The sequence below is a fragment of the Azospirillum cavernae genome (assembly GCF_003590795.1).
GTDB lineage: Bacteria > Pseudomonadota > Alphaproteobacteria > Azospirillales > Azospirillaceae > Azospirillum > Azospirillum cavernae.
This window is the reverse complement of record NZ_QYUL01000001.1, coordinates 69,394-90,309: the sequence shown is the minus strand read 5'-3', so window position 1 is coordinate 90,309 and position 20,916 is coordinate 69,394. Positions and strand designations below refer to the sequence as shown.

The 20,916-nt window shown below is 65.0% G+C and carries 16 protein-coding genes and 1 tRNA gene; 5 read left to right on the top strand and 12 right to left on the bottom strand.

Annotation, left to right across the window (positions count from 1 at the left end):
• Positions 1 to 385: 385 nt before the first annotated feature.
• Positions 386 to 2,209 (top strand): hypothetical protein, encoded by a 1,824-nt coding sequence (locus tag D3877_RS29260; protein ID WP_147395065.1) that lies wholly within the window; start codon positions 386 to 388, stop codon positions 2,207 to 2,209.
• A 17-nt stretch (positions 2,210 to 2,226) separates the two neighbouring features.
• On the opposite strand, the gene D3877_RS00420 is transcribed toward D3877_RS29260, so the two are convergent.
• On the bottom strand, positions 2,227 to 3,138 hold the full coding sequence (locus D3877_RS00420; protein ID WP_119828843.1) for a LysR substrate-binding domain-containing protein: 912 nt from the start codon (positions 3,136 to 3,138) through the stop codon (positions 2,227 to 2,229).
• A 135-nt stretch (positions 3,139 to 3,273) separates the two neighbouring features.
• Here D3877_RS00420 and D3877_RS00415 point away from each other — a divergent pair, with 135 nt between their 5' ends.
• A complete protein-coding gene (locus tag D3877_RS00415) occupies positions 3,274 to 4,128 on the top strand; it encodes a dienelactone hydrolase family protein (protein ID WP_119828842.1) in 855 nt (284 codons plus the stop codon).
• A gap of 15 nt (positions 4,129 to 4,143) precedes the next feature.
• On the opposite strand, the gene D3877_RS00410 is transcribed toward D3877_RS00415, so the two are convergent.
• The 10 genes from D3877_RS00410 to D3877_RS00365 all read right to left on the bottom strand — a co-directional run bounded on the left by D3877_RS00410 (position 4,144) and on the right by D3877_RS00365 (position 12,128).
• A complete protein-coding gene (locus D3877_RS00410) occupies positions 4,144 to 4,686 on the bottom strand; it encodes a Uma2 family endonuclease (protein WP_119828841.1) in 543 nt (180 codons plus the stop codon).
• A 109-nt stretch (positions 4,687 to 4,795) separates the two neighbouring features.
• A complete protein-coding gene (gene ptsN / locus D3877_RS00405) occupies positions 4,796 to 5,254 on the bottom strand; it encodes a PTS IIA-like nitrogen regulatory protein PtsN (RefSeq protein ID WP_119828840.1) in 459 nt (152 codons plus the stop codon).
• A gap of 31 nt (positions 5,255 to 5,285) precedes the next feature.
• Positions 5,286 to 5,873 (bottom strand): ribosome hibernation-promoting factor, HPF/YfiA family, encoded by a 588-nt coding sequence (gene hpf / locus D3877_RS00400; RefSeq protein WP_119830693.1) that lies wholly within the window; start codon positions 5,871 to 5,873, stop codon positions 5,286 to 5,288.
• Between the two features lie 126 nt (positions 5,874 to 5,999).
• Positions 6,000 to 7,634, bottom strand: a complete 1,635-nt coding sequence (rpoN, locus tag D3877_RS00395) for an RNA polymerase factor sigma-54 (RefSeq protein ID WP_119828839.1) — start codon at positions 7,632 to 7,634, stop codon at positions 6,000 to 6,002.
• A gap of 17 nt (positions 7,635 to 7,651) precedes the next feature.
• Complete coding sequence (gene lptB, locus D3877_RS00390; RefSeq protein ID WP_119828838.1) at positions 7,652 to 8,416, bottom strand: LPS export ABC transporter ATP-binding protein; 765 nt, start codon at positions 8,414 to 8,416, stop codon at positions 7,652 to 7,654.
• Positions 8,413 to 9,333 carry an LptA/OstA family protein gene (locus D3877_RS00385; protein WP_119828837.1) on the bottom strand — a complete coding sequence of 307 codons (921 nt, stop codon included), beginning with the start codon at positions 9,331 to 9,333 and terminating at the stop codon, positions 8,413 to 8,415. Before D3877_RS00385 ends, lptB begins: the two co-directional genes overlap by 4 nt.
• The gene (gene lptC / locus D3877_RS00380; protein WP_119828836.1) at positions 9,333 to 10,025 is read right to left on the bottom strand and encodes an LPS export ABC transporter periplasmic protein LptC; all 693 of its coding nucleotides are present in this window, start codon (positions 10,023 to 10,025) and stop codon (positions 9,333 to 9,335) included. Before lptC ends, D3877_RS00385 begins: the two co-directional genes overlap by 1 nt.
• Positions 10,026 to 10,050: 25 nt before the next feature.
• Entirely contained in the window at positions 10,051 to 11,127 is a 1,077-nt protein-coding gene (locus D3877_RS00375; RefSeq protein WP_238474654.1) for a KpsF/GutQ family sugar-phosphate isomerase, read from the bottom strand.
• A gap of 169 nt (positions 11,128 to 11,296) precedes the next feature.
• Positions 11,297 to 11,923, bottom strand: coding sequence for a ribonuclease D (locus tag D3877_RS00370; RefSeq protein ID WP_119828835.1), 627 nt, complete (start codon positions 11,921 to 11,923; stop codon positions 11,297 to 11,299).
• A gap of 118 nt (positions 11,924 to 12,041) precedes the next feature.
• Positions 12,042 to 12,128: transfer RNA gene (locus D3877_RS00365), tRNA-Leu, on the bottom strand.
• A 322-nt stretch (positions 12,129 to 12,450) separates the two neighbouring features.
• Between D3877_RS00365 and D3877_RS00360 the strand changes: the two genes are divergently transcribed.
• Complete coding sequence (locus tag D3877_RS00360) at positions 12,451 to 13,422, top strand: complex I NDUFA9 subunit family protein (RefSeq protein ID WP_119828834.1); 972 nt, start codon at positions 12,451 to 12,453, stop codon at positions 13,420 to 13,422.
• Between the two features lie 87 nt (positions 13,423 to 13,509).
• Here the strand turns inward: D3877_RS00360 and D3877_RS00355 are convergent, their stop codons facing one another.
• Positions 13,510 to 14,310 (bottom strand): undecaprenyl-diphosphate phosphatase, encoded by an 801-nt coding sequence (locus D3877_RS00355; RefSeq protein WP_119828833.1) that lies wholly within the window; start codon positions 14,308 to 14,310, stop codon positions 13,510 to 13,512.
• 375 nt (positions 14,311 to 14,685) lie between these two features.
• Here D3877_RS00355 and D3877_RS00350 point away from each other — a divergent pair, with 375 nt between their 5' ends.
• Together D3877_RS00350 and gltB are read left to right on the top strand one after the other, a co-directional pair.
• Positions 14,686 to 16,134 (top strand): NAD(P)-dependent oxidoreductase, encoded by a 1,449-nt coding sequence (locus D3877_RS00350; RefSeq protein ID WP_119828832.1) that lies wholly within the window; start codon positions 14,686 to 14,688, stop codon positions 16,132 to 16,134.
• 215 nt (positions 16,135 to 16,349) lie between these two features.
• Positions 16,350 to 20,897 carry a glutamate synthase large subunit gene (gene gltB, locus D3877_RS00345; RefSeq protein WP_119828831.1) on the top strand — a complete coding sequence of 1,516 codons (4,548 nt, stop codon included), beginning with the start codon at positions 16,350 to 16,352 and terminating at the stop codon, positions 20,895 to 20,897.
• Positions 20,898 to 20,916 lie beyond the last annotated feature (19 nt).

Here is a 20,916-nt window from a genome sequence, read left to right as displayed (position 1 = left end):
CGAACCTTATGGATAAGTCTGGATTCCCACCTTCGCGGGAATGACGGAGGAAAGTTTTTTTCTTCCAATGACTTGCCTAAGCCAAAGATGTGTGAATGCCGTAGCCCGGAACGGGAGAGGGAAGGGTGAGGGGTGATCCAAGGAACCATGCGGTTCTGGCCTTTCGGGCAACCCCTCACCCTCCCTACGTCGTGGGTCCCCTCCCTCCCCCAAGACGGGAGAGGGCGATCATCCGCGCACGCTATCACCCTACCTTTCTCGGTAGAGTTCACTGTGGCAATTTGCTATTTTCCGAGCGTCGCTTTGTGAAATGACGCACGCGCCGCCTGGGGCTGACGCGCGCCACAACCGCAAAGCCTGTAGCGGCGATTGTGGCGGACGATGCATGGCCAAAGAACTGACGCTGGAAAATCCTGAAGAGTTAAGGGATTGGCTGAAAGACAAGCCCACCGCATGGTCACACATAATCGCCATACGCATTGCGTTACGCATGTTGCCGACGATCGGAAATCATATAAAGCGTCTAGACATTTCATGGAATGAGCACGAGGGAACCTCTCACGTCACCGCAGTTTTCCGAGCTTGCTACCTATCCTGGATTGCTCGAAATTTCCTACCATTCGATATTATGGCGGCTTCAATTAGGGCTGCTGCGACAGTCGGCGGTGCTGGGAAAACCGCATCCGCTGCTGCTGCGGCGGCAGTTGACACTGCCCGTGCAGTCGATGCGGCAGGCTCTGCTGCCTATGCAGCTCGTTCAGTCAAGAATTTCTATGGGAATCGCCTGTGGACGGAAATTATACACGACATATTTTTGTTAAAAACAAATAATGATGGAGAAAATATTAGTGGGAAATTTCTGTTAGAAGAGCATCCACTCTGGCATCGGGACGCTCCGCAATCGCTTCAAGCTGATTGGTCGAGCTTCAAACACAGCACTTTCGCTATAGATTACGGCTATATGCCTTGGATCCGGTGGTATGAAGCAGTCGCCCCCTTTGACGCGAAAACCCCGACCCGTGATTTTTTTAGTGACGATCTGACACGGCGCATCGCAGCCAAATCGAATGATTGGTGGGAACGTCCTGCCCTTGAGATCAACAGCGACATTATGCGTTGGCTGGAGGAGGAGGCCCCTCCCCCACCCATACCACCGCCCCTCCTCCCGGATCTCCCCGCCCAACTCACCGAAGCCCTCGACCAACTCCCCGGCCAGCAACCCGCCCCCTATCAGTTCGGCTGGCGCGACGGACGCATAGAGGTTCTGCCACCCGGCGCTCTGCCCAACGGAGGGATTTCGGCTCAGAGATATCTGGATGAGACGCGCGACAAGGCGGACAGCCTTCTTGACACTTTGGCGCGCAGCAATTGCGACCCGGGCATCGCGCGCAAAGTAGAGAGACTTCGGAGCGTTCTAACCGATCAAGCCGCCGATCTGATTCCCGAGATCGTCAACTCCCGCACCATCGCTGTTGAGCGCCTCGCAAAATGGCTCGACAACCCACGGGATCGAGAAGAGTTGTCGTCACTCCTCTTGTCAGATGTGGATGATCTCGCTGAAACCGCACGTCTTCTCTGCGACAACCTCCCGGAACTGTCCAAGGAAAATGTAAGAAAACTTGCGGATGCTCTTACCGAAAACAGCGCCGTTGATTTTTTGACGAACCTGAACGCTCTGCGCGATGGGATCAGGGACGCGAAGTTCATCGGTCCAGGCGCTCAAGCTGCGTTTGATACTCTGCATGAAGAGTGCGCAGAACCGGCAGACGACGATCTGCAAAGACACAAGATCGCTTTGTACGGTGTGACCGTTCGCAATTTTCTCAACGCTCTCCTGCGCGTGCAGAAATGGACATCATCAGCAACCGCCAAAACCGCCGATACAACACAGTCTTTTGCCAAAGAGTTGATCAAATTTACACAGGAAGTGTGTGGGAATATACGACCTGAAGCGGCAAAGCTTGTTGCGAAATGGATTTTTGTAACCGCTGTAAGCACAACAGCCGTTGCGGCCCTGTACGTCACCAACTACGGCACAATCCGGGAAATAGTTCGTTATTTTTCAGAACTGGAACGGGTTACAGATTCGCTGGATATGCTTCGTTCCGGCACAGTCCCGCCCCCCAGCGCGCCGCCCCCGGTCCCCCCAGCCGCCCCACCACGCGCTGCGCGCCCACAATCGGATAAAGGACCGACACGCCCCGCGTGATCGCATCGGCGCGCCCCTCACGCCGGGCGGGACCAGCGGTCGGCGCGGGTCAGGCCGTTCAGCAGTTTTTGGAAGCGGCGGGCGTTCGGGGTGGGGGGAGCGGCGGCGGGCAGGACGCAGCAGCTTCGGTACTCCAGGGTCGGTTCAAACGGGCGCCAGCGCAGGGTTGGGTCGGCGTCGTCGGCCAGCGGGAAGGGGTTCATCACCGCCACGCCCAGCCCGGCGCGGACCAGCTCCAGGGCGGAAATCGCCGTGGAGGTTTCCGCCGCCAGCGGGCGTTCGACGCCCGCCTCGGCGAACAGGCGGTCGATCCGCGCGCGCATGGAATGGCGGCGCGTCAGGGCGATGGCGGGCGTGTCCGCCAGATCGGCGGGCCGCAGCACCGGCGATTCCGCCAGCGGGTGGCCGGACGGCAGAACGCAGGCCAGGGCGGACAGGCGGAACGGCTCCAGCCGGACGCCGGAATGCAGCGGCGCGCTGTCGGTCACGCCCAGATCGGCCCGCCCCTCCGCCACCAGCGCGACGACGGCGTCGGAGCCGACCACCTCGACCTGAAGGACAATCTGGGGGTGGACGGCGCGGAAGCGGGCGGCGGCGCGGCTGAGCAGCGCCAGGGCGAAGGCGGGCGGGGCCGCCACCGTCAAGCGCCCCGCCGCCGGACCCGCCGCAAGGCCCGAGGCGACGCGGTCCAGCGCGTGGAACACGTCGTCCAACTCGTCGTTGATCGCCAGCGCCTCGGCGGTTGGGCGAATCAGGCGTCCGGCCCGCTCGAACAGCGGCACGCCCAACCGCGCCTCCAGCAGGGCCAAGGCGCGGCTGACCGAGGATTGCGAACAGCCCAGCCGCTGGGCCGCCCCGGCGGTGGTGCCGTTGGCGATGGTCGCCCGCAGGGCTTCCAGTTCGACCAGGGTCGGGCGGCGGTTGCGCATCGCGCGCGCTCCTGGCTGGTTTGCGGCGGTTGGCGGCTGATTCAACAACAATAACGCATTGATTTGAGCGTTGTCGATGCGGTTCCGACCAGGGATGCTGAGCGGCGGCGAAGCGTCATCGGAAGGAGCGTCATCATGCGGAGACTAGCGGTTGTCGGGTTGGTTGGGTTGGCTTTGTGGCTGGCGGGCGGGGTTCCGGCGGGGGCGCAGCAGCCCCAGGGCAAAATCCAGGGGTCCGAATTGTCGCCCAGCCCCGACAATCTGGCCCGCAGTTGGGCCGGGGCCAGTCTGGTTCTGCCGCCCGCGCTGACCGGCGGGGCGCTGTGGCAAGGCGCGCTGCGCGACGCCCCGTCCGCCATCGGCGCGACAGCGGCGGCGCGGTCGCCCCTGGTCATCCTGATGCACGGGTCCAGCGGCTTGGCCCCCTTCGTCGGCGAGCATCAACGCTGGCTGGCGGAGCGTCTGGGCTTGCCCTCCATCGCCCCCGACAGCCTGGCCATCCCCAACCGCCTGACCTACAGCTCCCCCATCGACGTCGCGGTGTATGAGCGAGTGCACAGCCTGCGCCTGGCCGAGTTGGAGCACGCGCTGGCCCAGGCCAAGGCGCTGCCCTGGGTCGATCCGGCGCGGATCCTGATCGCCGGAACCAGCGAAGGCGCGGTGCCGGTCGCCCGGCTGAGCGATCCGCAGCCGCTGGCCCGCCTGATCTATTCCTGGAGCTGCGAAGCCAATTATTTCGTCGAGGCCCCGAAAACGGCGGTGCCAACCGACACCCCGGTGCTGAGCGTGATCGCCACCCGCGACCCCTATTTTTCGCCGGAAAACCCGTGGAACGCCCCCTACCCGGTCAAGGGCACTTGCGGCGAGGCGCTGAAGGCGCACAAGGACGCGACGATCATCGCCCTGTCGTCCGACAAGCACACGATCCTGAACAGCCCCCAATCCCGCGACGCCGCCGCCGCTTTCATCACGCGGGTACTCGGACGGTAAGCGCGCGCGCTGCGCTCAATCCTCGTAAAGCGCGTCCAGCGGCAGGGCGAGGTCCAGCGAGGTCAGCGCGACGTCGCCCTCGGTCACGATGTCGGCCACCCAATGGGCGCCGTCTCGTCGGTAAATCTCGACCCGATGGTCGTCCTGCGCCACCAGAACAATTTCCCGCAGGCTGGGGATTTTCTGATAGTTGGCGCGCTTTTCCCGGCGGTCGATGGCCTCTGTGCTGTCGGACAGCACCTCGACGATCAGGACCGGATCCTTGACCACGTAAGGATCCTCATCCGCCGCGCAGGTCGCCACCACGTCGGGGTAATAATAGGCGTTCGCCGCATCGACGCGAACCTTCACGTCGTTGTAAAAGGCATCGCACCCACGACGCAGCGCGGCTTGTCGGATGGCGTGGCCGAAACGCGCCACGATCCGCGCGTGCCGCAAACTCGCCCCGACCATGGCGAAGACCTCGCCATCGACATACTCGTGGCGAACCTCCGCCCGCTGTTCGGCGGCCAGATACTCGTCTGGAGAGATCCAAAACTTGCGGAGCGCGTTCGTCATGCCCCGCAGTCTAACCCACGTCAGCGCCCCGCGCCACCGCGCCCAAAGAAAAAGGCCGCGCGACGGATGCGGCGGCCCTTTGACGGAATTCCGGTGGGGAGAGCGCCCGTTAGGCGGCGGGGCTGGCCTCGTTCTGAGTCAGCAGGGCGAAAATCGCGTCGCCCGATTGCGCGCCGCGCAGTTTTTCACACACGGCTTGATCGCGCAGCAGGCGCGACACGCGGGCCAGCGCCTTCAGATGGTCCGCGCCCGACTGGTCGGGGGCGAGAAGAAGGAAAATCAGATCGACCGGCTGCTCATCGATGGCGTCAAAATCGATGGGCCGTTCCAAACGGGCGAAGACGCCATGGACGCGGTCGAGGCTGGACAGTTTGCCGTGGGGAATGGCGATGCCATGCCCCACGCCGGTCGTGCCCAGCCGCTCGCGGTCCAGAAGGACGTCGAAAATCAGCCGTTCGGGCTGTCCGGTCAGCTCGGACGCTTTGCGCGCCAGCTCCTGCAAGGCCTGCTTTTTGTTGCCGGCCTTGAGGTGCGGGAGAATGGCGTGCGCCGTGATGAGATCGAGCATGACGCTTCGAGCCGGGGGTCAGCGCCTGGGGTCAGGCGCCGGCCTTCTCCGCCGGGTCGACCCAGCCGATGTTGCCGTCGGCGCGACGGTAGACCATGTTCAGGCGGCCATGCGCGCCGTTGTGGAACATCAGCGCCGGGGCCTGGGCCAGCTCAAGGCGCATCACCGCCTCGCTGACCGACAGGGTGGCGATGGTGGTTTCCATCTCGGCGACGACCATCGGCTGCGGGGCCGCGTCGGCCGGAGCCTCTTCCTGGTGATCCTCGGCCTCGGCTTCCAGGATCTGGTAGCGGGCGGGGATGACCTCGGCGGCGCCGTTGTCGGTGTGGTGGTCGCGCAGGCGGCTCTTGTAGCGGCGCAGGCGCTTGGCCAGCTTGTCGCACGCGGTGTCGAACGCCGGATACGGCTCCGTCGCGTCGGACGCGCTTTGCAGGACGATGCCACGGCCCACATGGACCTGGATGTCGGCCTTGTACAGATGCGCGTCCTTGGTCAGGACGACGTTCGCTTCGATCGGCTTGTTGAAGTACTTGCCGACCACGGCGTTCAGGCTATCGGCCACATGGGTGCGCAGGGCGTCGCCCACGTCAAGCTGCTTGCCTTTGACGGTCAGTTGCATGTTGGAACGTTTCCAAAAAATTGGTCCGCTGGGGACGGTGTAAAGACGGCGGGCCGCCACGTGCGGGGCGGGACCATAGTGATGGATGTTTGGGCTGTCAACAAACCCCACAATTCCAAGGTCTGGCTACATGCGTGACATCTTGGCACGCCGTCTCTGCACCGATGACGGTATTTTCATAGCTTCACGATACTTCGCGACGGTCCTTCGCGCAATGTCGATCCCCTCCGCGCGGAGGATATCGACGAGTTTGTCGTCCGACAGAACGTCTTCGGCCTTTTCGGCGTCGATCATGGTTTTGATGCGGTGCCGAACCGCTTCTGCGGAATGGGCCGCCTGACCATCGGCGCCCTGGATGGAGGAGGTGAAGAAATACTTCAGCTCGAACACGCCGCGCTGGGTCGCCATGAACTTGTTGGTCGTCACCCGACTGACCGTGCTTTCGTGCATGCCGATGGCCTCGGCGATGTCGCGCAGGATCAGCGGCTTCAGATGCGAGACGCCATGGATGAAAAAGGCGTCCTGCTGGCGGATGATCTCGCTGGCCACCTTCAGGATGGTGGTGGCGCGCTGGTGCAGCGATTTGACCAGCCAGTTGGCCGATTGGAATTTCTCGGTCAGATATTCCTTGTCGGTCTTGTTCTTGGCGACGGTGGAGATCTTGGCGAAATAGCGGTGGTTGACCAGCACGCGCGGCAGCGTGTCGGGGTTGAGATCAATCAGCCAGCCGCCGCCGGGGTTGGCCCGCATCAGGATGTCGGGCGTCACCAACTGGGCGGGCGTGTGGTCGAACAGCATCGCCGGTTTTGGGTTCAGCTTGCGGATGTCCGACACCATGTCGGCGACATCCTCGGCGTCCACCCCGCAGACCTTCATGATGGCGGCGAGGTTGCGCGCGGCCAGCAGGTCCAGATTGTCGAGCAGCGCTTCCATCGCCGGATCCAGCCGGTTCTTTTCGCGGAGTTGGATCGCCAGACATTCCTTCAGCGAGCGGGCGAAGATGCCCGCCGGGTCGAAGCGCTGGCAGGCCGCCAGCACCCGCTCCACCCGCTCCACGGTGCAGCCAAGCTGTTCGGCCAGGATCCCGGCGTCGAAGCCGACCAGCCAGCCCGCCCCATCCAGCATGTCGATCAGCGCCAGCCCGATGAGCTGGTCGCCATGGTCGGGCAAATCAATCTTGAGCTGTTCGGTCAGATGCTCGCGCAGGCTCTTTTCGCCGGTCAGAGTCGCTTCCAGATTCGAGTCGTCGTCCTCGAAGCCGCTGCGCCCGCCGCGATCGTTGTAGGAGCCATAGACCTCGTTGCCGCCGTCCGAACCGTCGGAAAAGCGGTCGTCGGCATAGACATTCTCGAAATCGGTGTCGAGCGGCGACTCCGACGGCGACCCCATCGTGTCCGACGAGGTCATCTCCACCGTGTCGCGGGTCCGCCCATCGGACGGCGGCAGGCCCGGCCCGTCGTCGCGTCCGTTCAGGCTTTCGGCCAGCGTGCCGCCAAACTCCAGACCATCCCCAGATCCGCCACCCGGCCCACCGCCCGGCCCGTCCAGACCGCCGGGAGACTCGCCGTTCGACACGGGATCGCTGCCGCCGTCGGTCGGGCCGGTTTCCCGTTCCAGCAGGGGGTTCTGCTCGATCTCACGGTCCACGAAGTCCGACAGCTCGATGTTCGACAGTTGCAGCAGCTTGATCGCCTGCTGCAACTGCGGCGTCATCACCAGGGTTTGAGCTTGTCGAAGATCGAGCCGTTGTGCGAGCGCCATGGGGGAGAAACCGAAGGCTAGAGGCTGAATCGGTCGCCGAGGTAGACCCGGCGCACATCCTCGTGCGCCACAATCTCCGCCGGCCCGCCTTCCATTAGTACCACACCATCGTGCAAGATGTATGCCCGATCCACAAGATCCAATGTCTCACGCACGTTGTGATCGGTGATGAGCACGCCGATGCCCCGGTCGCGCAGATGCCCGACCAACTCGCGGATGTCGTTGACGGCGATGGGGTCGATGCCCGCCAGCGGCTCGTCCAGCAGGATGAAATGCGGCTGACCGGCCAGCGCGCGGGCGATCTCCACACGCCGCCGCTCGCCGCCCGACAGGGCCAGCGCTGGGGCGCGGCGCAGGTGGGTGACGGAGAATTCGGCCAGCAGCTCGTCCAGCATCGCCTCGCGGGCGTCGCGGTCGCTCTCCACCACCTCCAGCACCGAGCGGATGTTGTTCTCCACCGTCATGCCGCGAAAGATCGAGGCCTCTTGCGGCAGATAGCCGATGCCCAGACGGGCGCGGCGGTACATCGGCAGCGCCGTGATGTCCTGCCCATCCAAGGTGATGGAGCCGGAATCGGCGGCGATCAGGCCTGTAATCATATAGAAACAGGTCGTCTTGCCCGCCCCGTTGGGGCCAAGCAACCCCACCGCCTCGCCACGCTGGACGCTGATTGACACGTCGCGGACGACGGGCCGCTTCTTAAAGGATTTGCCGAGATGGTGGGCGATCAATCCCTCCCCCGGCGCAGGCGCGCTGGGGGCGTTGCGGGTCGGTTGGGTCACGGCTTTTTACCGTCTGCGGGCTTCGGGGGAGTCTTGCCGCCATCGGCGTCCGGCTTCTGCCCGGAAACCAGCAGACCATTGACCCGCCCGGCGCTGGGGCCGGCGATGACGCGGTTGACCTTGGTGGTCATGTTCATTTCGGCGGATTCGCCGTTGATCTGGTTTTCGCCGCGCGTGATCTTCACGTTGCCGATCAGCACCGCGACGTTGTCGGCGATCGAATAGACCAGCTTGTCCGACACCGCGACGTCGGTGGTGGTCGTCACCACGACGTTGCCCGATCCGTCGATGCGTTCCATCTGGGTCGAGCCGTCGGGCATTTTCTTCAACTGGCCGATCAGCACGTCGGCGCGCATGCGGTCGGCGCCACGCACCGCCACCGCGTCGCCGCGCGCCACCGTCAGTTCCCGCGCCTCGTAATATTCCAGGCTGTCGCGGGCGGTGACGACGTCCTTGGTGGTGATGAGCTTCAGCGCCTTGCCGGTGACGACGGCGATCTGCCGGTCAATGTCATAGACGCCGTGATCGCCAAACACCTGCTGGGTCGGGCTGACCACGCGCACCGATCCTTCGGCGACCAGTTGGAAGACCTCGTTGCCCTTGCCGGGAACCTCGCGGTAATAGGCGGTCAGCACGTCGGCGAACACCGTCGACTCGCCGCGCTTGGCCGAGGCGTTGCCGCGCGCCACATAGGCGCGGACGTCCTGGTGCCATTCGATGGCCTGATCGGCGTTGACCTCGACCGGCGTTTTGCCCGCCGTCATGCCCGGCAGCCCCTGGGCCAGAGCGGACACGCCGCCGCCGACCAGCCCGGCCCCAAGACCCAAGACCAGCCCGGCGGCGCGAAGAGCGCGCGCGAAACCATCCGCCTTGCCCCGTCCGGCGTCACCCGCCCCCGGTTTGCCCCATCGCTGCATCACCGCTTCGTTCCTCCCGGACGCTCTGCCGCCTGAACCTCGGCCTTGGACTGATTGAGGAAGACCACGGTTTTGCCATGGTCGGTCATGCGAAAGCCCTTGGCGTTGATTTCGCCCTGCGGCCCCTGCCCGACGACGTGGGCCTGCCCCCAGGCGTCGCCCTTGCGGATGTCGGTTTCCGCCTCTTCCGTCGTGAACTCGCTGCCATCGTCGCGCATGAAGCGGACATGGCCGCGCATCAGCAGGATGCCCGTCACCTGATTGTACCACCCCTTGTCGGAGCGGATCGTCACCCAAGTGCCCCCAGTCTCCGTCAATTCGGCTTCCGGCAAATCGAGCAGCACGATGTCGGGCTGGTCGGCGGATTTGTCGGCCTGTTTGGCGACCAGGGAAAAGGGTTGGTTGTGCTCGTCCACGCTGAAATAGCGCGGCTTGAGCATTTCCGTCTGCCCTTTGTCGGCGGCGATGCGCGGAGTCGGCACGTTGTTCAACGATGGCCACGCCGCCAGAACCGCCACCAAAGACAAGGCCGCGACCGGCAGGAAAAACTTCATTCCGGTGACGAAACGACTGTACATGCGACTGACCGGGCGGGTGTCGCGGCGGCGATGGACCCGCTTGGCGGCGGCCAGGACCGGGCCGACGCGTTCGGCGCTGTGGCGGTCGCCGGTCCCTGGATCGTCGGTGGTCATGCGGGGGCCTTCCTGTTCCAGCGGGTCAGGCCGCGCCCATCCGCAGGCAATCGTGAATGTGCACGATCCCCAGCGGCCGGTCGGCCTCGATCACGAACAAGGTGGTGATCTGTTTCTCGTTCATCACCCGCAGCGCCTCGACGATCAGCGCCTTTGGGCGGATCGTCTTGGGTCGGGGCGACATGATGCTGTCGGCGCGTTCGGCCAGCAGTTCGGGGGCCAGATGGCGGCGCACATCGCCATCGGTGATGATGCCGACCAACGCCCCCGCCTCGTCGGTGACGCCGACGCAGCCCAGCCTTTTGGCCGTCATCTCAAAGATGACGTCGGACAGCGGCGAATCAAGGCGGCACAGCGGCAGCCCGTCGCCCTTGTGCATGACGTCCGTCACCTTCAGCAGCGCGCGGCCAAGCTGCCCGCCGGGATGGAACTCACGGAAATCAGCGGCGGAGAAGCCGCGACGCTCCAGCAAGGCCACCGCCAGAGCGTCGCCCAGCGCCAGCATCATGGTGGTCGAGGTGGTCGGCGCCAGCCCCAGCGGGCAGGCTTCCGGCACAGGTGGCAGAATCAGCGCGACGTCCGACTGTTCGGCCAGCGCTGAGCTTTCTTTGCGCGTCATGCCGATGAGCGGAATGTCGAAACGGCGGGTGTAGGCGATGATGTCCGACAGCTCGTGCGTGTCGCCGGAGTTGGACAGCGCCACCACCGCGTCGATCTTGGCGATCATGCCGAGATCGCCGTGGCTGGCCTCGCCAGGATGGACGAAGAAAGCCGGGGTGCCGGTCGAGGCCAGCGTCGCCGCGATCTTGCGGGCGACATGGCCCGATTTGCCCATGCCGGTGACGATCACCCGGCCCTGGATGCCGGTGATGAGGTCGAGCGCCTGGAGGAACGCGCCGTTCAATCCATCGGCCAGCGCGGTCAGCGCCTCGGCCTCCGTTCGCAACACGCGGGCGGCGCAGGCGAGATCCTCGGCGGGGCTGCGCGGGCTGGCGTTCAAAGAGGCTTGGTCCGTGGACGCTTGGCCCGTGGACGCCGGATCGGCAAGGCGGCTGGTCAAATCGGTGGTCAACTCCGCGACCTCATTCATCAGGCTGGTCATGGACGCGCAAGGCCTTCGGCAAAGGAACGCAGGCGGCGGAGGCCGGGAGCAATCCCGGCAAGCTCCGCGCGGGCAGTATGCCCACCGTCGGGCGCTGGGTCAAACCCAGCCCCGAGCGATACGTTGCCGCGCTCCCGTCCCTGCGCGCAAAGCGCAAAAAGCGTAAGGGTCAGTGCGCCAAAATGTCCGGGATTTCCCAGCCGCCCAGATCCAGCTCGCCGCGCGCGGGCAGGAAGTCAAAGCAGGCCTTGGCCAGATGGGTGCGGCCTTCGCGCGCCAGCATGACGTCCAGTTTGGCCTTCAGATCATGCAGGTGGAGAACGTCCGACGCGGCGTACTTCATCTGCTCGGCGTTCAACTCATCCGCGCCCCAGTCGGAGGATTGCTGCTGCTTGGACATCTCGACGCCCAGCAGATCCTTGCTCAGATCCTTCAGACCATGGCGGTCGGTGAAGGTGCGCACCAGCTTGGAGGCGACCTTGGTGCAATAGACCGGCTGGCAGGTGATGCCCAGATAAGCCTTCATCACCGCCACGTCGAAGCGGGCGAAGTGGAACAGCTTGGTGACGTTCGGGTTGGTCAGCAGGCGCTTCAGATTCGGCGCGTCATACTCGCCCTTGCGGAACTGGACCAGATGAGCGTCGCCCTCGCCGGTCGAGAGCTGGACCAGACAGAGCCGGTCACGGTGGGGGTTCAGCCCCATCGTCTCGGTGTCGATGGCGATGGCGTGGTCGCGCGCCACAGCGGCGAGGTCAAGGCCGTCCGGCAGATCGCCGACGTGAAGATCAATGGACATGGTCGCTTCCCGGAAGGGTAAGGCCCCCGGCCACGGACCCTAGAAACGACGAACGCCGCTCTGCACGTTGCCTTCCGAAGAAGACGTTGTGCATGCGGCGCAGCCGGGTATCAAGAAATGGTGCCCAGGAGAAGACTCGAACTTCCACGACATTTCTGCCACAGGTACCTGAAACCTGCGCGTCTACCAATTCCGCCACCTGGGCTTCGGTGTTCGGTGTGGGCGGTTTTCTAATGGCCGGGCCGGGGGACGTCAACATCTATTTTGATCGGCGTCGCATTTTTCCGAACGACCTCTTGGAACACCCCGCGCGGCGCGCGACACAGAGGACGCCGCGACAATCCGCCCGCCCCGCCGCCGGAACATCCCGTTTCCCCCACTGGCGGGAGGGCTAGCCTCGCGCCGGGGCTTTCGTTATAAGCATGCGCGGAATTCATGGCGCAGCACGCTGGTCGGCGCGTGGTCGTGTGGCCCTGCGATCCGCAAGACGCCATCAGCAAGACGCCATCAGCACGGGGAGACGGTCGATGTCCTTTCGCACTCAGGTTATCACGGTGTTCGGCGGCTCTGGCTTCATTGGCCGCCACCTGATCCGGCGGCTCGCCAAGACGGGCGCCATCGTCCGCATCGCCACCCGCAACCCCGGCAAGGCGGCGTTTCTGAAGACGGCGGGCGCGGTCGGCCAGATCGTTCCCTTCGCCACCGACACATCCAAGGATGAATCGGTCGCCCGCGCCTTGCAGGGCGCCGACGTCGCCATCAACCTGATCGGCGTCCTCTATGAGCGGGGCCGCCAGACCTTCCAAGCCGCCCATGTCGACACCGCCGGGCGCATCGCCCGTTTGGCCGCCGCCAACGGCGTGGGGCGTCTGGTGCAGATCTCAGCGCTGGGGGCCGACGCCAAATCGCCGTCCTCCTACGCCCGCTCCAAGGCGGCGGGGGAGCAGGCCGTGCTGGCCGCCTTCCCCACCGCGACGATCCTGCGCCCCAGCATCGTCTTCGGCCCCGAGGACGGCTTCTTCAACAAGTTCGCCGCGATGGCGCAGATCGCCCCGGCCCTGCCGCTGATTGGCGGCGGCAAGACCCGCTTCCAGCCGGTCTATGTCGGCGACGTCGCCGACGCCATCATGGCCGCGCTCGACCTCGACAGCGCCAAGGGCCACGCCTTCGAGCTGGGCGGCCCGCGCGCCTACAGCTTCAAGGAGCTGCTGGAGCTGACCCTGAAAGAGATTCACCGCAGCCGCTGCCTTGTGCCCGTTCCCTGGAACGTCGCCGAAACGCTGGGCGGCATCCTGGAAAAGGTTCCGGTCCTGGCCCCGGCGCTGACCCGCGATCAGGTCGAGCTGCTCAAGCGCGACAATGTGGTGTCGCCAACCGCCGCCGGTTTCGCCGATCTGGGCATCACCGCCCTGTCGTCTTGCGAGGTCATCGTCCCGACCTACCTCGCCCGCTTCATCGTCGGCGGCCGCAACCCGACGGTTCCCGGCGGCGCGCACTGAGGCTTGTCGCCCCTCCTCGTTCCCATGAAAAAAGCCCCGGTCGCGCGACCGGGGCTTTTTCGTTTCCGCGCCGGATGAGCGGCGCGGTCACAGATACAGCAGCGCCAGCATCGCCACGCCGACGACGATCCGATACCAGCCGAACGGCGCAAAGCCGTAGCGCCCGACGAAATCGACCAGCGTCTTGACCACCAGCGCCGCCGCGACGAAGGCGACGACGAAACCGACGACGATCAAGGCCCCATCGTCAATGCTCATGCCCCGCCAATTCTTGTAGAGGTCATAGGCCGTCGCCCCGGCCATGGTCGGCACCGCCAGGAAGAAAGAGAATTCGGCGGCCACCTTGCGGTCCACCCCCATCAGCAGCGCGCCCAAGATGCTCGCCCCCGACCGCGACACGCCGGGAATCAGCGCCAGACACTGGCACAGCCCAATTTTCAGGGCCAGCGGCGCCGGAAAGCTCTCGATCGCGTGGTAACGCGCCGGGGGGATCACCCGCTCGACCAGCAAAATCGCCACGCCGCCGACAATCAGCGCCAGACTGACGATGGTCGGGTTGAACAGCACGCTCTTGATGTAGCCGTGCAGCCCAGCCCCCAGCGCCATGGCGGGCAGAAAGGCCAGCAGCACCGCCACGACGAATCGGCGGGCGGCGGGATCGTTCCTCAGCCCGGTGGCGACGCTCCACAGGCGGGAGAAATAGACGACGCAGATCGCCAGGATGGCGCCGAGCTGGATCACCACCTCGAACACTTTGCCGGGCGGGCCATTGAAGCCCAGCAGCTCGTCCAGCAGGATCAGATGGCCGGTGGAGGAGACCGGCAGAAACTCGGTCACGCCTTCGACGAGGCCAAGCAGGATGGCGTCGAGATATTGATCGATCAGCATGCGGCAAATCGCCTTGAGAGCGGTGGGCGGGGCTTGCGGCGGCTTATAGCAGGCGCGGGCAAACTTGGCGACCGCGCGGCGTTTCCTGGCTCTTTTTGGTTATAGGTCCGATTTGAGACTAATTTTCTTTCAATCCCTACCTCTTATCGAGGAAACAGCCAAGCTTGCACCCGCTTGCGTATGAAAAGGTCAACAAACGATACCTATCGTCTTTTTTGTGCTTCCGCCGCAGCGCGGTATGCGTTATATGACGATGACCCGCCCAAACGCGGGTGTTCGGTTTCAACCCAACCGACGGCGCACCGGCATGCCCGACGCCGCCCGGTCAGGCGACCGCCCGCAAGCGCGAGGCGCCACGCAACAGGAGCAGAGGTCATGGCGAACCAAAAGATGTTGGGCTTCGTGCACACCGCGCAGGCGATGCCCGACAAACGCTCCGCTGGGGAGCGTCGCCAGGACTTCAACGAGATCTACGCCCGTTTCTCCACCGAACGCGCCGACGAACAGGCCAGCCGCTGCTCGCAGTGCGGCGTTCCCTTCTGCCAGGTGCATTGCCCGGTTTCCAACAACATCCCGGATTGGCTGAAGCTGACCGCCGAAGGCCGCTTGGAAGAGGCCTATGAGGTCAGCCAGGCCACCAACAATTTCCCGGAAATCTGCGGCCGCATCTGCCCGCAGGATCGCCTGTGCGAAGGCAATTGCGTGATCGAGCAATCGACCCACGGCGCCGTCACCATCGGTTCGGTCGAGAAATACATCAACGACACCGCGTGGGAGCAAGGCTGGGTCAAGCCGCGCACGCCCGCCCGTGAAAACGGCCAGTCGGTCGGAATCATCGGCGCCGGCCCCGCTGGGCTGGCCGCCGCCGAAGAGCTGCGCGCCAAGGGCTACGCCGTCCATGTCTATGACCGTCACGACCGCATGGGCGGCCTGCTGGTCTATGGCATCCCCGGCTTCAAGCTGGAAAAGGACGTCGTCGGTCGCCGGGTCAAGCTGCTGGCCGACGCGGGCGTCGTTTTCCACCCGAATTTCGAGGTTGGCCGCGACGCCAGCCTCGCCGACCTGCGCCAAAAGCATGTCGCCATCCTGATCGCCACCGGCGTCTACAAGGCCCGCGACATCAAGGCGCCGGGCTGCGGCCTGAAGAACATCGTGCCCGCGCTGGATTACCTGACCACCTCCAACAAGGTCGGCCTGGGCGACTCGGTGGCGGCGTATGACGACGGCTCGCTGAACGCCAAGGGCAAGAAGGTGGTGGTTCTGGGCGGCGGCGACACCGCGATGGATTGCGTCCGCACGGCGATCCGCCAGGGCGCCACGTCGGTCAAGTGCCTCTACCGCCGCGACCGCAAGAACATGCCCGGCTCGCAGCGCGAAGTGGCGCACGCCGAGGAAGAGGGCGTGGAGTTCGTCTGGCAGGTCGCCCCGGAAGGCTTTACGGGTGACGACGTCGTCACCGGGGTCCGCGCCGTCCGCATCCATCTGGGCGTGGCCGACGCCACGGGCCGCCAGACCCCGCAGGTGATCGAAGACTCGGAGTTCACCGAACCCGCCGATCTGGTCATCAAGGCGCTGGGCTTCGAGCCGGAAGATCTGCCGGGCGCCTTCGGCTCGCCCGACCTGACGGTCACGCGCTGGGGCACGCTGCTGGTCGATCACCGCACCAAGATGAGCAGCCTGGACGGCGTCTTTGGCGCGGGCGACATCGTGCGCGGCGCCTCACTGGTGGTCTGGGCCATCCGCGACGGGCGCGACGCGGCGGACTCCATGCACGCCTACGCGCAGTCCGTGAAGGCGGAATCGCTGGCGCTCGCGGCGGAGTAAAACCGCCCACGCCGTTTGGTTCCCATGCCCCGCCCCGCCCCCGCTTCGCGGGAGAGGGAGTGAGCGGCGAAGCGGCGGCAGTCCCCTCCACCGCCAACGGCGGGGGAGGGTTAGGGAGGGGGCCGCTTGCGCCCGCTCATCGCCTACCACCACCGTCTACCCCAAGGGGGCCATCCCCCCTCAGGTCAACGTCAAGACTGTGAAAGGGTCGTTCCATGACCACCGAGTTGAACCAGGGTGAGCAGTTCGTCGAAGAGTTCCGCGCCAACGCAGCGGCGCTGACCACTGCCAACGCCTACAACCCGGAGGATGAGCATGACGCCTGCGGCGTCGGCTTCATCGCCGCGATTGACGGCAAGCCCCGCCGTTCGGTGGTCGAAAAAGGCATCGAGGCGCTGAAGGCGGTCTGGCATCGCGGCGCGGTGGACGCCGACGGCAAGACCGGCGACGGCGCGGGCATCCACGTCCAGGTGCCGCAGAAGTTCTTCAAGGACCATGTGCGGATCATCGGCCACCGCGCGCCGGACAACAATCTGGCGGTCGGCCAAGTCTTCCTGCCGCGCGTCAGCCTGGACGCGCAGGAGGCCTGCCGCTGCGTCGTCGAGACCGAGATCCTGGCCTTCGGCTATTACATCTATGGCTGGCGTCAGGTGCCGATCAACGTCGACATCATCGGCGAGAAGGCCAACGCCACCCGGCCCGAGATCGAACAGATCATCATCGGCAACACCAAGGGCGTGTCGGACGAACAGTTCGAGCTGGACCTCTACATCATCCGCCGCCGCATCGAAAAGGCGGTGCGCGGGGAGCAGATCAACGATTTCTACATCTGCTCGCTGTCGGCCCGCTCGCTGATCTACAAGGGCATGTTCCTGGCCGAACAGCTCACCACCTTCTACCCCGATCTGACGGATGAGCGGTTCGAGTCGAGCTTCGCCATCTACCACCAGCGCTATTCGACCAACACCTTCCCGACCTGGCCGCTGGCCCAGCCCTTCCGCATGCTCGCCCACAACGGCGAGATCAACACGCTGAAGGGCAACGTCAACTGGATGAAGGCGCACGAAACCCGCATGGAGCATGCGGCCTTCGGCCCCTACATGCAGGATCTCAAGCCCATCATCGGCGTCGGCCTGTCCGATTCGGGTGCCTTCGACTCGGTGTTCGAGGTGATGGTCCGCGCTGGCCGCACCGCGCCGATGGTCAAGATGATGCTGGTGCCGCAAGCGCTGACCAGCTCCAAGACCACGCCCGACAACCACAAGGCGCTGATCGCCTATTGCAACTCCGTGATGGAGCCGTGGGACGGCCCCGCCGCGCTGGCGATGACCGATGGCCGTTGGGTCGTCGGCGGCATGGACCGCAACGGTCTGCGCCCGATGCGCTACACCATCACCACCGACGGCCTCATCATCGGCGGGTCGGAAACCGGCATGGTGAAGATCGACGAGGCGCTGGTCATCGAAAAGGGCCGCCTGGGGCCGGGGGAAATGATCGCCGTCGATCTGGTGGCGGGCAAGCTCTACCACGACCGCGAACTCAAGGATCACCTGTCGGCGCAAAAGCCGTGGGGCCAGTGGGTCAAGAACACCACCCATCTCGACGAGCTGGTCAAGACCGCGTCGGAAAAGGGCGAGCCGTCGGAACTGGACAAGGCCGAACTGCGCAAGCGGCAGATGGCCTTTGGTCTGGCCATGGAAGACATGGAGCTGATCCTCCACCCGATGGCCGAGGACGGCAAGGAGGCCATCGGCTCGATGGGCGACGACAGCCCCATCGCCGTTCTGTCCGACAAATATCGCGGCCTGCATCACTTCTTCCGTCAGAACTTCTCCCAGGTCACGAACCCGCCCATCGACAGCTTGCGCGAACGCCGCGTGATGAGCCTGAAGACGCGGCTTGGCAATCTCGGCAACATCCTGGACGAGGATGAAACCCAGACCCGCCTGTTGCAGCTCGACAGCCCGGTTCTGACCACCGCCGAATTCCGCGCCATGCGCGCCTATATGGGCGACACGCTGGCGCAGATCGACGCCACCTTCCCGGTGGATGGCGGACCCGACGCCCTGCGCGACGCCCTGCGCCGCATCCGTCTGGAGGCCGAAGACGCCGTGCGCGGCGGGGCCAGCCATGTCGTGCTGACCGACGAGGCGATGGGGCCGGAGCGCGCCGCCATCCCGGCGATCCTCGCCACCGCCGCCGTCCACACCCATCTGATCCGCAGCAACCTGCGCACCTTCACCTCGCTGAACGTCCGTTCGGCGGAGTGCCTGGACACGCATTATTTCGCGGTTCTGATCGGCGTCGGCGCCACCACGGTCAACGCCTATCTGGCGCAAGAGGCGGTGGCCGAGCGTCACCGTCGCGGCCTGCTGGGGTCGCTGCCGCTGGAAAAGGCGATGGGCAACTTCAAGAAGTCCATCGACGACGGGCTGCTGAAGATCATGTCCAAGATGGGCATCTCGGTCATCAGCAGCTATCGCGGCGGCGGCAATTTCGAGGCCATCGGCCTGTCCCGCGCGCTGGTCGCCGAGCATTTCCCGGCGATGGTCAGCCGGATTTCCGGCATCGGCCTGACCGGCATCCAGAAGAAGGTGCTGGAGCAGCACAGCGTCGCCTATGACAACGAGGTCGTGGCCCTGCCGGTCGGCGGCTTCTACCGCTTCCGCAAGTCGGGCGACCGCCATGGCTGGGAAGGCGGCGTCATCCACACCCTGCAACAGGCCGTCACCAACGACAGCTACACGACCTTCAAGAAATATTCGGAGCAGGTGAACAACCGCCCGCCGATGCAGTTGCGCGACCTGCTGGAGTTCCGCTCCACCAAGGCCGCCGTGCCGGTGGACGAGGTCGAGAGCATCACCGCGATCCGCAAGCGCTTCATCACGCCGGGCATGTCGATGGGCGCGCTGTCGCCCGAGGCGCACGGCACGCTGAACGTTGCGATGAACCGCATCGGCGCCAAGTCCGACTCGGGCGAGGGCGGCGAGGATCCGGCGCGCTTCCGTCCCGACAAGAACGGCGACAACTGGAACTCCGCCATCAAGCAGGTGGCCTCGGGCCGCTTCGGCGTCACCGCCGAGTATCTGAACCAGTGCCGCGAGCTGGAGATCAAGGTCGCCCAGGGCGCCAAGCCCGGCGAGGGCGGGCAGTTGCCCGGCTTCAAGGTGACGGAGATGATCGCCAAGCTGCGCCACGCCACCCCCGGCGTGATGCTCATCAGCCCGCCGCCGCACCACGACATCTATTCCATCGAGGATCTGGCCCAGCTCATCTATGACCTGAAGCAGATCAATCCGGATGCGAAAGTGACCGTGAAGCTGGTCAGCCGTTCCGGTATCGGAACGATTGCGGCGGGCGTGGCCAAGGCCAACGCCGACATCATTCTGATTTCCGGCCATTCCGGCGGCACCGGCGCCAGCCCGCAGACCTCGATCAAGTTCGCCGGTCTGCCGTGGGAAATGGGCCTGTCGGAGGTCCATCAGGTGCTGACGCTGAACCGTCTGCGCCACCGCGTGCGGCTGCGCACCGACGGCGGCCTGAAGACGGGCCGCGACATCGTCATCGCCGCCATGCTGGGCGCGGAAGAATACGGCATCGGAACGGCCAGCCTGATCGCCATGGGCTGCATCATGGTCCGCCAGTGCCATTCCAACACCTGCCCGGTCGGCGTCTGCGTGCAGGATGAGGCGCTGCGTCAGAAGTTCGTCGGCTCGCCGGAGAAGGTCGTCAACCTCTTCACCTTCCTGGCCGAAGAGGTCCGCGAAATCCTGGCCAAGCTGGGCTTCCGCAACCTGAACGAAGTGATCGGCCGCACCGATCTGCTGCATCAGGTCAGCCGGGGCGCCGAGCATCTCGACGATCTCGACCTCAACCCGCTGCTGGCCCAGGTCGATCCCGGCGAAAACGCCCGCTACTGCACGCTCCAGGGTCGCAACGAGGTGCCGGACACGCTCGACGCCCGCATCGTCGCCGACGCCCGCCCGCTGTTCGAAGAGGGCGAGAAGATGCAGCTCGCCTACAACGCGCGGAACACGCAGCGCGCCATCGGCACGCGGCTGTCGTCGATGATCACCCGGAAGTTCGGGATGTTCGGGCTTCAGCCCGGCCACATCACCGTCCGTCTGCGCGGCACCGCCGGTCAGTCGCTGGGCGCCTTCGCGGTCCAGGGCATCAAGCTGGAGGTGATGGGCGACGCCAACGATTACGTCGGCAAGGGCCTGTCGGGCGGCATGATCGTCGTCCGTCCGCCCAGCAACAGCGTGCTGGAGTCGAACAAGAACACGATCATCGGCAACACGGTGCTGTACGGGGCAACGGCGGGCAAGCTGTTCGCCGCCGGTCAGGCCGGTGAACGCTTCGCGGTGCGCAACTCCGGCGCCACCGTGGTGGTCGAGGGTTGCGGTTCCAACGGCTGCGAGTACATGACCGGCGGCACGGCGGTCATCCTGGGCACGGTCGGCGACAATTTCGGCGCCGGCATGACCGGGGGCATGGCCTACATCTACGACGCCGACGATCAGTTGCCGCTCTACATCAACGATGAAAGCGTCATCTTCCAGCGCGTCGAGGTCAGCCATTACGAAGCCCAGCTTCGCGGCCTGATCGAGGAGCATGTCGCCGAAACGCAAAGCCGCTTCGCCGCCGAGATCCTCAATGATTGGGAACGCGAGCTGGCCAAGTTCTGGCAGATCGTGCCGAAGGAGATGCTGAACCGTCTGTCCGTTCCGGTGACGCTGCCCAAGGCGATCCCCGCCGAATAAGGCAAGATTGAACGTTCGT

Coding starts and splice junctions, on each gene's coding strand:
- D3877_RS29260 (WP_147395065.1), top strand. CDS start 386: ATGGCCAAAGAACTGACGCTGGAAAATCCTGAAGAGTTAAGGGATTGG.
- D3877_RS00420 (WP_119828843.1), bottom strand. CDS start 3,138: ATGCGCAACCGCCGCCCGACCCTGGTCGAACTGGAAGCCCTGCGGGCG.
- D3877_RS00415 (WP_119828842.1), top strand. CDS start 3,274: ATGCGGAGACTAGCGGTTGTCGGGTTGGTTGGGTTGGCTTTGTGGCTG.
- D3877_RS00410 (WP_119828841.1), bottom strand. CDS start 4,686: ATGACGAACGCGCTCCGCAAGTTTTGGATCTCTCCAGACGAGTATCTG.
- ptsN (WP_119828840.1), bottom strand. CDS start 5,254: ATGCTCGATCTCATCACGGCGCACGCCATTCTCCCGCACCTCAAGGCC.
- hpf (WP_119830693.1), bottom strand. CDS start 5,873: ATGCAACTGACCGTCAAAGGCAAGCAGCTTGACGTGGGCGACGCCCTG.
- rpoN (WP_119828839.1), bottom strand. CDS start 7,634: ATGGCGCTCGCACAACGGCTCGATCTTCGACAAGCTCAAACCCTGGTG.
- D3877_RS00385 (WP_119828837.1), bottom strand. CDS start 9,333: ATGCAGCGATGGGGCAAACCGGGGGCGGGTGACGCCGGACGGGGCAAG.
- lptC (WP_119828836.1), bottom strand. CDS start 10,025: ATGACCACCGACGATCCAGGGACCGGCGACCGCCACAGCGCCGAACGC.
- D3877_RS00375 (WP_238474654.1), bottom strand. CDS start 11,127: ATGACCAGCCTGATGAATGAGGTCGCGGAGTTGACCACCGATTTGACC.
- D3877_RS00370 (WP_119828835.1), bottom strand. CDS start 11,923: ATGTCCATTGATCTTCACGTCGGCGATCTGCCGGACGGCCTTGACCTC.
- D3877_RS00360 (WP_119828834.1), top strand. CDS start 12,451: ATGTCCTTTCGCACTCAGGTTATCACGGTGTTCGGCGGCTCTGGCTTC.
- D3877_RS00355 (WP_119828833.1), bottom strand. CDS start 14,310: ATGCTGATCGATCAATATCTCGACGCCATCCTGCTTGGCCTCGTCGAA.
- D3877_RS00350 (WP_119828832.1), top strand. CDS start 14,686: ATGGCGAACCAAAAGATGTTGGGCTTCGTGCACACCGCGCAGGCGATG.
- gltB (WP_119828831.1), top strand. CDS start 16,350: ATGACCACCGAGTTGAACCAGGGTGAGCAGTTCGTCGAAGAGTTCCGC.